This window comes from Nostoc sp. PCC 7107 (genome assembly GCF_000316625.1).
In the GTDB taxonomy this organism is placed as follows: Bacteria; Cyanobacteriota; Cyanobacteriia; order Cyanobacteriales; family Nostocaceae; genus Nostoc_B.
The window spans coordinates 1407579-1419481 of the sequence record NC_019676.1 but is presented as its reverse complement, the minus strand read 5'-3'; the positions used below and the strand labels follow the sequence as shown (position 1 = coordinate 1419481).

At 41.9% G+C, this 11903-nt stretch carries 9 protein-coding genes; 4 read left to right on the top strand and 5 right to left on the bottom strand.

Annotated elements, in window-relative coordinates:
* Nucleotides 1–72 precede the first annotated feature (72 nt).
* A complete protein-coding gene (locus NOS7107_RS06100; protein WP_015112106.1) occupies nt 73–861 on the top strand; it encodes an ABC-2 family transporter protein in 789 nt (262 codons plus the stop codon).
* A gap of 171 nt (nt 862–1032) precedes the next feature.
* Here the strand turns inward: NOS7107_RS06100 and rsgA are convergent, their stop codons facing one another.
* From rsgA to grpE, 5 genes are all read right to left on the bottom strand, one after another.
* A complete protein-coding gene (gene rsgA / locus NOS7107_RS06095; protein WP_015112105.1) occupies nt 1033–2112 on the bottom strand; it encodes a small ribosomal subunit biogenesis GTPase RsgA in 1080 nt (359 codons plus the stop codon).
* Nucleotides 2109–2366 (bottom strand): sulfurtransferase TusA family protein, encoded by a 258-nt coding sequence (locus NOS7107_RS06090; RefSeq protein ID WP_015112104.1) that lies wholly within the window; start codon nt 2364–2366, stop codon nt 2109–2111. The genes rsgA and NOS7107_RS06090 overlap by 4 nt, the downstream gene beginning before the upstream one ends.
* Entirely contained in the window at nt 2366–3496 is a 1131-nt protein-coding gene (dnaJ, locus tag NOS7107_RS06085; protein ID WP_015112103.1) for a molecular chaperone DnaJ, read from the bottom strand. The genes NOS7107_RS06090 and dnaJ overlap by 1 nt, the downstream gene beginning before the upstream one ends.
* Before the next feature lie 451 nt (nt 3497–3947).
* Nucleotides 3948–5909 carry a molecular chaperone DnaK gene (dnaK, locus tag NOS7107_RS06080; RefSeq protein WP_015112102.1) on the bottom strand — a complete coding sequence of 654 codons (1962 nt, stop codon included), beginning with the start codon at nt 5907–5909 and terminating at the stop codon, nt 3948–3950.
* Between the two features lie 357 nt (nt 5910–6266).
* Nucleotides 6267–7016, bottom strand: coding sequence for a nucleotide exchange factor GrpE (gene grpE, locus NOS7107_RS06070; RefSeq protein ID WP_015112101.1), 750 nt, complete (start codon nt 7014–7016; stop codon nt 6267–6269).
* 327 nt (nt 7017–7343) lie between these two features.
* On the opposite strand from grpE, the gene NOS7107_RS06065 reads away from it, so the two are divergent.
* From NOS7107_RS06065 to NOS7107_RS06055, 3 genes are all read left to right on the top strand, one after another.
* The gene (locus tag NOS7107_RS06065; protein ID WP_015112100.1) at nt 7344–9356 is read left to right on the top strand and encodes a GspE/PulE family protein; all 2013 of its coding nucleotides are present in this window, start codon (nt 7344–7346) and stop codon (nt 9354–9356) included.
* 38 nt (nt 9357–9394) lie between these two features.
* A complete protein-coding gene (locus NOS7107_RS06060; protein ID WP_015112099.1) occupies nt 9395–10513 on the top strand; it encodes a type IV pilus twitching motility protein PilT in 1119 nt (372 codons plus the stop codon).
* A 103-nt stretch (nt 10514–10616) separates the two neighbouring features.
* Complete coding sequence (locus tag NOS7107_RS06055) at nt 10617–11840, top strand: type II secretion system F family protein (RefSeq protein WP_015112098.1); 1224 nt, start codon at nt 10617–10619, stop codon at nt 11838–11840.
* The last annotated feature ends 63 nt before the right edge of the window (nt 11841–11903 follow it).

Genomic DNA, 11903 nt, shown 5'->3' with positions numbered 1-11903 from the left:
GCGCACCGGGGCGAAAGCACATGCTGAAAAAAAATAAGACAACTTAGTTAACGACAAAGATACAAATGACAAATGAAAAAATTTATTAGAAAAACTTTCACTTTTTTGTCTGTATACAACGCCTACATGATGGAGTTTCGTGCAGAACTAATTTTATGGGTTTTGTCTGGGTCTTTACCAATCATTCTCATGGGTGTTTGGATGCAAGCTGCACAAGGGGGCAAATTTGGGTTGTCATCTGTGGATTTTTCTCGTTATTTTCTGACAGTTTTTGTAGTTAGGCAAATGACAGTTGCTTGGGTAATTTGGGAATTTGAAAAGGAAGTTGTAGAAGGTAAACTCTCACCTAAATTGTTGCAACCAATAGATCCTGTATGGCATCATGTTGCATCTCATCTGGCTGAAAGATTTACTCGCATACCTTTTACCATATTGTTAACAGCTTTATTTTTCACACTTTATCCCCAGGCTTTGTGGTTGCCGAATTTAGGTCAAGTGTCTCTATTTACCTTAGCAGTGGTGTTAGCATTTATCTTGCGGTTTGTAATTCAGTATACCTTTGCTATGTTAGCTTTCTGGACAGAACGGGCTAGTGCGCTAGAAAGTTTCTGGTTCTTGTTCTTTTTATTTTTATCGGGGATGATTGCGCCTTTAAATGTGTTTCCCGAATATATTCGGAATATTGTGTTATTTACACCTTTTCCTTATTTAATTGATTTTCCTGCAAGCATTTTGGTGGGGCTACCTGTGGATATAGCGCGGGGTTTTTTATGTATGATTGGTTGGATAATGATATTTTTGGGCGCAAACCGTTTGTTGTGGCGGGCCGGACTAAAACAATATTCTGGGATGGGTGCGTAATATTATTTGAGATTTTAGATTTGGGATTTTACATTTGATATTATATTGCTTTTCACGCGGATACAATACATATTCATTTGCGTTTAATTATATTTTCTTGTAGTTTACAATAGCAAAAATTTATATGGATATAAATATTAAATATTTTTTCTCACGCAGAGACGCAAAGAATTATTCTTCGCTATCTTGATATAAGTCTTGTAATGCTTGCAGTTGAGTTTTGCGAGAAATTCGACGATATTTTTTACTTTCTAGTTTAGGTTCGTATTTACTTTGTCCTTTACCTTTGGTTTTTAACTTCAAGGTGGATTCGGGATCGGCTTGTTGGTTTAATTGGGTTTGTCTGGCGATCGCTTCATCCAAAAACTCTACATAATGTTCATAGCGTTCCCAATTTCCTTGCACAGCACAATCAGGTTCGTCTCGATGTAAACAATCACTAAACCGACAATGAGCAACTTTTAGTAACTTTCTCGCTTCGGGAAAATATTGGACTAATTCTTCTGGTTGATAATCTAAATCTGGTTGATTAAAGCCAGGAGTATCAGCCAGCAAACCACCATCAGGTAATTCAAATAATTCTACGTGGCGAGTCGTATGGCGACCACGGGCAAGTTTACCTGAAATTTCCCCGACGCGCAGGTTAATATCGGGAATTAGGGCGTTAATTAAGCTGGATTTACCCACACCAGAAGGCCCAGCAATCACAGTAGTTTTATGACTGAGATAAGTTAATATCTGGTCAATATTGAGACTACTTTGCACACTAATAAATAGCGGCTCATAACCCCAACCCAAGAGGCGATCGCTAATTTCTCGCTGTTCCTGGGCTGAGATTAAATCGCTTTTATTCAAACAAATTACTACATCCCAGCCAGTGGACTCAGCTTTAACTAAAAATCGACTCAACTGGTAAGGTTCCAGTGGTGGATCAGCAACCGCAAATACCAGCATAATCTGGTTGACATTAGCGATCGCTGGCCGATCTAATTGTCCGGTGCGGGGTAAAACTTCTGAGATCGCACCGCGTCCACCAGCCCAATCTGGTTCTTCCACCACAACGCGATCGCCTACCATTACCTGCTGTCCAATTTTTTTCAGTCGCGTTCTGCGTGTACACAAAAGAATAGGGAAATGAGCCGGCTTTTTCTGTTTATCCTCTTGATCTAGCTGTACACGATAAAAATTTGCTTGTACAGCCAAGACGGTACCGAATAACTGTCCAGTAGTTGTCACCGTGTCCCCGATCATGGGCTAACGCTTGGACGGCGGACTAACAAAGAAAAATAATCAGAACAATCTAGAATTTGCTCTACCTGATAGCCTGCCATAGTCAAGCTATCAGGTACTTGCTCAATCGGTTCTCCTGGGTCGAGCCATACTTCCAGCAAATCTCCGGGCGACATTTTTTCTAGGCGAAGTTTTGTTCGCACGAAGTTAATCGGACAAGGAGTACCGCGCAGATCAAGTTGAGCATCGGGAGTAGATACAGAAGATAGACTCATTACTTAAACAAATTTCCCAAAAATCCTTCTAAACCACCTTTACCAGTGCGATCGCCTTTAATTTTAGCCAGCTTTTCTAGCAATTCTCTCTCCTCTGGGATGATCTTTGTGGGGATATCAATTAACACTGTTAGGAGATGATCTCCGCGACTTACCGGATTACCTAAGCGGGGTACACCACGATTTTCTAGCTTCATCACTGTATTCGGCTGAGTTCCTGGAGGAATGATTAATTCCACTGGCCCATCGACCGTATTGACTTCTAAACGACAGCCTAAAATCGCTTGTAAATAGCTAACTTTGATTTCCGAAAGAACATTAATTCCATCCCTTTGGAATTCTTCATCTTCGTTAACAAACAGGTAAACATATAAATCTCCAGGGGGGCCACCACGTTGACCTGCATCACCTTCTTGTCCTATGCGTAAGCGTGTACCGTTATCAACCCCAGCCGGAATGGTAATTTTGAGTTTTTTGGTAATTTGATTTGTACCCTTACCATCACAAGAATCACACTTATCTTCAATTACCGAACCTGTACCGTTACAAGTTGGACAAGTTGAAACTTGTGTAAAACTACCAAAAGGTGTTCTAGTTACCCGTCGCACTTGGCCGGAACCGCTACAAGTTGAACAAGTACGGGGGCGAGTTCCTGGTTTTGCACCGGAGCCACTACAAGCCTCACAAGTTTCTAAATGAGAAATGCGAATTTCTTTTTCACCACCAAATACCGCTTCTCGAAAGTCCAACTTCAAGTCTAGCCGTAAATCATCACCCCGCACTGGGCCACTGCGCCGTCTTTGCGCTGTCTGTCCACCCATACCGCCGCCAGCAAAACCGCTGAAAATGCTTTCAAAGATATCGGCAAAACCACCCATATCGCCCATATCTTGGAAGCCCACACCAGCACCGGAAACACCTTCTGGGCCAAAGCGATCGTAACGCGCACGGGTTTCTGGTTCTGAGAGTATCTCATAAGCGCGGTTAATTTCTTTAAACCGTTCTTCCGCTCCCGCTTCTTTGTTCACATCTGGGTGATACTTGCGGGCTAAACGGCGGTAAGCTTGTTTGATTTCTTCTTTTTCGGCGTCACGAGAGACACCCAGAATTTCGTAATAATCGCGGGCCATATAGCAAAGGTAAAATATAGAAGGAAGAAGGAAGAAGGAAGGAGGCGTAGAAGAATTACTAGTGAATCTTAACTCAGCACTCAGCACTCACTACTCAGCACTTTTTAAGGCAGAAGGCATAGATTAAATTTTATTAATAATTGATTGTACCTTTTACCTTTTATAAAAATCACCAGGAAACATTTAGCAAAATTTGCTGTTGTCTAGAAGATGACAAGAACTAACGAAAGTTAGCAGATGCAAGAATCTCTCGCTGTGTCCTTTACAATTGTGCTACGTGTCAGGGAAAAATCCTGCCCACGAACTAGAGGGGCTATCCGCACCATTAGGTGTGGAAAACCCCCCATTTGTAATACATCGCATCTGTAGTGAGACACCATTTGAGGGTAAAGCATAAAGTATTGAAGGTTTTAATTTCATACTTCATACTTTAGACTTCATACTTTCTTATTTAGTCTATCGCCTCATAATCAGCTTGTGCAGTCATTTCCTCATCAAAATCAAAATTAAACTGTGGTATTACAGTTCCACTCGCAGGATTTTCTAATTGTGATGTTAATACTGACTCTGAACCTTCTTCACATTCATCAGAATTTTGACCGTTAGCGCGGTTGTAAACATCAGCACCGATCGCAAATAGGGTTTGCTGGAAGTCATCCAGACAATTTTGAAATTCTTGCAACGAAATACTGGAGTTAGTCATTACAGCTTGAAGTTGGACAAATTTTTCATGAGCTAAAGTTTTCATCTGCTCACCAATAAAGTTGCCATTATCCTTCAAGGTGGATTCGTAACTTAATACTAGATTATCTGCTTGGTTTTTAAGTTCAACAAATTCCTTACGTTTTTTGTCTTCATCCGCAAATGCTTCAGCTTCTTGGCGCATCCGTTCGACTTCGTTGGAACTCAAACCTCCAGTATTCGTAATCCGAATGCTTTGCTCTCTACCTGTGCCTTTATCTTGAGCAGCAACCTTGAGGATACCGTTAACATCGATTTCAAAAGACACTTCGATTTGCGGGACACCACGGGGAGCCGGGGGAATCCCCGCCAACAAAAACTTACCCAGACTTTTATTATCCCGCGACATTGCCCGTTCCCCTTGGAGAACATGAATTTCTACCGAAGTTTGCCCATCAATAGCAGTGGAAAAAACTTGAGATTTACTAGTAGGAATTGTGGTGTTGCGTTCGATAATTTTAGTAAATACTTCGCCCAGGGTTTCAATACCCAAAGACAGAGGAGTAACATCCAATAACAAAAGATTATCAACTTCGCCACCCAGAACTCCAGCTTGAATTGCAGCGCCCAACGCTACAGCTTCATCAGGGTTGATCGAACGATCAGGGGTTTTACCATTAAAAAACTTAATTAAAGCGTTTTGAACGGCGGGAATGCGGGTAGAACCACCAACTAAAATAATTCTGTCAATATTTTGTGGTTTAAGGTCAGCATCTTTAAGGGATTGAATCATCGGTTCGATGGTAGCTTCAATCAAAGTTGCAGCCAGTTCCTCAAATTTAGAACGGCTAAGTTCCGTCTCTAGATGCTTTGGCCCAGAGTCATCAGCCGTAATAAAAGGCAAGTTAATCGAGGTACTTGCCATACTGGATAGTTCAATTTTGGCTTTTTCTGCTGCTTCTCGTAGACGCTGTAAAGCCATCTTGTCTTGGGCGAGGTTAATTTTTTCTTGTTCCTGGAAGCGTTCAATCATCCAGCGGACAATACAATTATCGAAGTCATCACCACCAAGTTGATTATTTCCACTAGTAGCTTTAACTTCAAAAACTCCATCTCCTAATTGCAGAATGGAGACATCAAAAGTACCACCACCCAAGTCAAAAACTAGAATTAGTTGTTCTTGGTCTTGCTTATCTAAGCCAAAGGCTAAAGCCGCAGCAGTCGGTTCATTAATGATGCGTAATACTTCTAAGCCGGCGATTGTGCCAGCGTCTTTGGTGGCTTGCCGTTGGGCATCAGTAAAATATGCTGGTACGGTAATTACTGCTTGTGTGACAGTTTCACCCAAAAAATTTTCTGCATCCTGCTTCAATTTTTGCAGAATCATCGCCGAGATTTCTTGTGGTGTGTAGTTCTTGCCACGAATTTGCACATCAACAGTTTCATCTCGACCTTTGACACAATTATAAGGAACGCGATCGCGTTCTTCTTCCGTATCTTCCCAACGACGACCGATGAATCTTTTAATACTGTAGACTGTATTTTCGGCATTAGTTACTGCTTGACGTTTCGCCAGCTGACCGACCAAGCGATCGCCACCCTTGCCGAATCCCACAATACTAGGAGTGGTTCGTCCGCCTTCAGAATTAGCGATCACAATCGGTTGACCACCTTCTAAAACTGCGACGCAACTATTAGTCGTGCCTAAGTCGATCCCTATAACTTTTCCCATACTTACAGTATTTGTACTGAATGCTTTTAGCGTGTGTTATTGCGCGGGATATTTTTGTACGGGCTAAAGCTAAGGGCTAAGTCTGTGAAACGCACTAACCTGAGTGTCGGCCGTTTGCCACAAAACCAGTCCCTATGTGCAAGTTGCTGCTAGAGGGCGGGCTGCTAAACTGCGGCAAACCGTCAACAGCCCTTTCCTTATTGAAATATACACTGCTCGTCTGTGCTGTGACCTAAGCACTTACTTCGTAAAAGTAAAAATTCAAAAGGTAAAGAGAAAAACTTTATTCATGATTCTTTTAACTTTGGCTTTTTTACTTCGGGCGAAGGGACAGTCAGCGAGGCAGACAAATACAGTCTAACTGTTAGCTGGACTCGACTGATCTTCTTGTGCAGACGGTGTATCCTCCTTGGGAGCAGCCACCTTGACCATTGCATGACGTAGCACGCGATCGCCTATATAATATCCGCGTACTAACTCTTCTAACACTGTTCCTTCTAGATGTTCATCCGTAGGTTCGCGCATTACTGCTTCATGGAGGTTAGGATCAAACTGTTCACCTTCAGGTCGCATCGGTGATACACCTAAGCGTTTTAAGGAATCGACTAATTGTTTATAAACTCCTTGATAACTTTTGTGAATTGTCATCTCACCATCAGTTTGTGGTTTCAGGTGCGCTCGCGCTCGTTCAAAATTATCGACCACTGGCAGTAATTCCAGAATTGTATTCCGCTTCACTTGTGCATCTAGCTCTTCTTTTTCTTTGCTAGTACGTTTGCGGTAATTCTCAAAATCTGCCGCAATCCGCATGTACTGAGTACTACGTTCTTCTACCTGCACCTTGAGAGACTCAATTTGTTGAGTCAATTCTGTCAAAGCGGCTGTTTCTGTTGGTGTTTTCTCGGTTGCAGCGAAGCCATCTTCTTGATTGAGCGCAGCCGTATCTCCTGATACATTGCTTGTGGCTGCCACTTGCTCAGTAACCTCGCTGCCAGATTCGTTGGAGTCTATTTGGGCTGGGGAGTCGCTCATCATTTCTTGCTTTACCTCTATTGGTTCACCCAATTGCTGGCTTGTATTGTTTACCTGTTTATTTTCGTCCATCATTGTCTCTTCCAGATACTATTGAGGACAATAAATCACCGTAAAGGTAGATTTTCTTGCCAATATTTTTCTGGAAGTGATGTTACCGCCATTTTATTGTGACAAATGGTGAACATCATAGCGTATGTACGCTGAGGACGGGAACCCGAACGATCAAGGATAAAGTGTGAATTATGAAGTATAAATTTCAGACTACCCTGCGGGAACGCCAAAGGCGAACATAATTCACACTTCAGACTTCAATCGAAATTTTATTAAGTTTAAATGAAAATTCTGTGCCGTAGCTTGGGAATACTTTAAGCAGAGGTTTTCCCCACTAATTGCTCACCTATGACTCAATCGTCACCACAACGGCGCAGTACCGCTCTCACGACCAGAACAGAGTTTTCGCCATTCGGCAGTAAGCTAGTGCAATCTGGCTATGTTAATAGCGAACAGATGAGACAGGCACTGATTGAAAGTCGCAAATCTGGCAGGCCCCTGACGGAAGTGCTGGAGTCGATCACTGGGCGACAACTATCGCCTGAATTTCTCAGGCAGTATAAAAAACAACAGTTATTTGAACTTAAAATACTATACGGCGTTGAATCTCTAGATCCGGAAGTCAACAGCATTGGTAATACAAATGTCGGCAGCCTGATTGAAACCTTGATCCCGGTAGATATTTGTCGTCGCCATCGCTTAGTACCGCTATCTAAAAGTGAAGACCAAAACCCACCGAGCGTTTTAGTGGCGATGGTCGATCCGGATAACTTGGAAGCTTCCGATGACCTAAATCGCATCTTGCGCCCTCAAGGCTTGGCATTGCAGCGGATGGTGATCACTCAGGAAGATTATCAGCAACTCATCAACCAATTTTTAGATGAGATGGCTGTGAAGCAAAAGCATCTGGAACAAGAAAAGTTTACAGATATTAATCAGGATTTAGAAAATCTTGGTAATCTGGATATCCAAGATGCACCGGATGAAATGGAAGCTGATCTAGGATCTGCGATGAAAGGAGCAGAAGATGCTCCAGTAATCAACCTAGTTAATAGAATCTTGGCTAAGGCTTTACACGAGAAGGTTTCGGATATTCACGTTGAACCTCAAGAAGAAAACTTACGCATTCGCTTTCGTAAGGATGGTGTATTGAGTGAAGCCTTCGATCCCTTACCGAAAAAAATTATTCCGGCGGTCACAGCCCGATTTAAAATTATCGCCAGCCTAGATATTGCCGAACGACGTATGCCTCAAGATGGACGCATACGTCGGATGTTTGAAGGTAGAAAAGTTGACTTTCGTGTGAATACCTTACCCAGTCGCTATGGGGAAAAAGTAGTACTGCGGATTTTGGATAACTCATCTACTCAATTGGGATTGAATAAGTTAATCACCGATCCAGAAACACTGGGTATTGTTCAAGAGATGGTTAGTCGTCCCTTTGGCCTAATTTTGGTAACTGGGCCGACAGGTTCTGGTAAAACAACTTCCCTGTATTCGGCATTATCAGAAAAGAACTCACCGGGAATTAATATCAGTACGGTTGAAGACCCAATTGAGTATAGTTTGCCGGGGATTACTCAAGTACAGGTAATTCGGGAAAAAGGACTGGATTTTGCCACAGCACTGCGAGCCTTCTTGCGGCAAGACCCAGATGTGTTGCTAGTTGGTGAAACGCGGGATAAAGAAACCGCTAAAACAGCGATTGAGGCTGCCTTAACAGGTCACTTAGTATTAACTACCTTACACACAAACGACGCACCAGGTGCGATCGCTCGTTTAGGTGAAATGGGCATTGAGCCATTCATGGTTTCTAGTTCTTTAATTGGTGTGTTGGCACAACGTTTAGTGCGACGCGTCTGTTCTGAATGCCGCATTCCTTACACTCCAACTACAGAAGAACTAGCTCGCTATGGTCTATCTGCTGCTGGTGAGGTCGAACTCACATTTTACAAAGCTAATACTTTAACCACAGAAGCCGTAGCAGAAGCCAAAGCTAAAAACCATCTTTGCCAAACATGTAATGGTATTGGGTACAAAGGACGCTGTGGTGTTTATGAAGTCATGCGCGTCACCGAAAATCTGCAAACCCTGATCAACCAAGAAGCACCGACAGAACGCATTAAAGAAGTTGCAGTAGAAGAAGGTATGAAAACCCTGTTGGCTTACAGCTTAGATTTAGTGCGTCAAGGAGCTACCACCTTAGAAGAAGTTGATCGGGTGACATTTACCGATACAGGCTTAGAGGCCGAGTTAAGAGCCAAACGTAAGAGTGGACTTACTTGTCGAACTTGCAGTGCCGAACTTCAACCAGAATGGCTGGATTGCCCCTACTGTATGACACCCAGATTTCAAGATTAGTCATTAGTCAAACCAAATAACAAAAGGAACGCAGAACTATGGAAATGATGATTGAAGACTTGATGGAACAAATGATTGAAATGGGTGGTTCGGATATGCACTTATCCGCAGGTTTGCCTCCTTACTTTCGCATCAGTGGCAAACTGACACCTATCGGAGAGGAAATCTTGACTAATGATCAATGCCAAAGATTGATCTTTAGTATGCTCAACAATACCCAGCGTAAAACTTTAGAACAAACCTGGGAGTTAGATTGCTCTTATGGTGTGAAGGGTTTGGCTCGTTTTCGGGTGAATGTTTACAAAGAACGAGGCTCTTACGCTGCTTGTTTACGGGCGTTAAGTTCTAAGATTCCTAACTTTGAAAAATTGGGTCTGCCAGATGTAGTGCGGGAAATGGCAGATAAGCCCAGAGGATTAATTTTGGTGACAGGCCCTACAGGTTCAGGTAAAACAACTACCCTAGCCGCAATTATCGACTTAATTAACCGCACTAAAGCAGAGCATATTTTGACTGTAGAAGACCCAATTGAATTTGTTTACGAGCCAATTAAAAGCTTAGTTCACCAAAGACAATTGGGCGAAGATACAAAAAGCTTTGCTAATGCCTTAAAAGCAGCTTTGCGTGAAGACCCAGATATTGTGCTGGTGGGAGAAATGCGGGATTTAGAAACAATTTCTTTGGCGATTTCAGCCGCAGAAACTGGACACTTGGTCTTTGGAACACTACACACCAGTTCAGCCGCCCAAACAGTTGACCGGATTATCGACGTTTTTCCCCATGAAAGACAAACTCAAGTACGGGTACAGTTATCTAACTCTCTCGTAGCTGTATTTAGCCAAACTTTAGTATCCAAGAAAAACCCTAAACCTGGGGAATATGGCCGAGTCATGGCTCAAGAAATTCTGATTGTTACTCCTGCTATTTCTAACTTGATTAGAGAAGGCAAAACTTCACAAATTTACTCAGCTATTCAGACTGGGGGCAAATTAGGAATGCAAACTTTGGAGAAAGTTTTAGCAGATTATTACAAAGCTGGCACTATTTCTTTTGAAGCAGCCATGTCTAAAACTTCCAAGCCAGATGAAATTCAACGTCTTATTGGTGCTACAGCACCCCCAGCCGGAGCAAAACCTGGTGCTGCTAAAGCCCACTAGATTTTGTCGAGAGTCAGAAAGTCAGTAATTAATAGTCACTATTTGTCTTCGCTATTAATTACTGATTTATTAACCAAATTTAAAATTTTGAATTTATATATCTATGCCAACCTTTGTTGCCCGCATTCGAGATTCCCAAGGAAAATCTCGAACTGAAAAAGTTGTTGCTGAATCTTTAGCACAAGCTCGAACTAATCTCAGAGATAAAGGTTTTGTAGTTCAAGAACTCAAACAATCTCAAGGCTTGTCACTCAGTTTTGACTTTAAAAAATTTCAGAATTCCTTTGTTAAGGTTCCGATTAAGGAAAAAGCTGTTTTTTCTCGACAACTTGCTACCTTGGTAAATGCTGGAGTAGCAATTGTCAGAGGTTTGGGAGTACTAGCCGATCAGTGTACCAATCCTAAAATGAAACAAGCACTCATTGATATTAGTAATGATGTACAAAGCGGTGTCAATCTTTCTGATTCAATGCGGAAGCATCCTGACTGTTTTGATGGTTTGTATGTCAGTATGATTCAAGCTGGTGAAGTTGGGGGGGTTTTAGATGAAGTACTCAATCGTTTAGCGAAATTATTAGAGGATGTCGCTAGATTACAAAACCAAATTAAATCAGCACTAGCTTATCCAACAGTGGTAGGTTTTATTGCTGTGAGTATCTTTGTCGGGATGACAGTTTTTCTCTTGCCTATTTTTGCCAAAATCTTCATAGAAATAGGTACAGAATTACCTCCTTTAACGCAATTTTTGATGACGTGTAGTGAAATCTTAAGAAGTTGGAAATCTTTTTTCATCGTTGGTGCATTTGTTGCCGGAAAATTTGCTTATGCACAATACTACAAAACACGCGTCGGCAGAGAAACGATTGATCGTTTATCTCTCAAAATGCCTTTATTTGGTGATTTGATTCAAAAATCTGCTGTAGCCAGATTTAGCCGTACCTTTGGTTCTTTGACTCGTTCCGGTGTGCCAATTTTGACCTCTTTAGAAATTGTAAGAGATACATCAGGAAATCAAGTAATTGCTAATGCCATTGATTCTGCTCGTGTAGAAATTCAACAAGGCGGGATGATTAGTGTTGCTTTACAAAAAGCGAATGTCTTTCCACCAATGTCAATACAAATGATTAGCATTGGGGAAGAAACTGGAGAATTAGATGGAATGTTGATGAAAGTTGCCGATTTCTATGAAGATGAAGTTGAACAAGCAGTAAAAGCCCTAACTAGCGTTCTAGAACCAATTATGATTTTGGTTTTAGGAAGTATGGTTGGTACTATTTTGATGTCGATGTATCTGCCACTATTCAAAGTGTTTGAAAAGCTGGGATAAAAGGCGAAAGGATGAAGTTTGATTCTTCATCCTTCACACTAGCCTGCGGCAAGCCACCTAAAG

What these genes read in the sequence shown, in the direction of transcription:
- NOS7107_RS06100 (WP_015112106.1), top strand. Translation starts at nt 73, where the DNA reads ATGAAAAAATTTATTAGAAAAACTTTCACTTTTTTGTCTGTATACAAC.
- rsgA (WP_015112105.1), bottom strand. Translation starts at nt 2,112, where the DNA reads ATGATCGGGGACACGGTGACAACTACTGGACAGTTATTCGGTACCGTC.
- NOS7107_RS06060 (WP_015112099.1), top strand. Translation starts at nt 9,395, where the DNA reads ATGGAAATGATGATTGAAGACTTGATGGAACAAATGATTGAAATGGGT.
- dnaK (WP_015112102.1), bottom strand. Translation starts at nt 5,909, where the DNA reads ATGGGAAAAGTTATAGGGATCGACTTAGGCACGACTAATAGTTGCGTC.
- dnaJ (WP_015112103.1), bottom strand. Translation starts at nt 3,496, where the DNA reads ATGGCCCGCGATTATTACGAAATTCTGGGTGTCTCTCGTGACGCCGAA.
- NOS7107_RS06055 (WP_015112098.1), top strand. Translation starts at nt 10,617, where the DNA reads ATGCCAACCTTTGTTGCCCGCATTCGAGATTCCCAAGGAAAATCTCGA.
- grpE (WP_015112101.1), bottom strand. Translation starts at nt 7,016, where the DNA reads ATGATGGACGAAAATAAACAGGTAAACAATACAAGCCAGCAATTGGGT.
- NOS7107_RS06090 (WP_015112104.1), bottom strand. Translation starts at nt 2,366, where the DNA reads ATGAGTCTATCTTCTGTATCTACTCCCGATGCTCAACTTGATCTGCGC.
- NOS7107_RS06065 (WP_015112100.1), top strand. Translation starts at nt 7,344, where the DNA reads ATGACTCAATCGTCACCACAACGGCGCAGTACCGCTCTCACGACCAGA.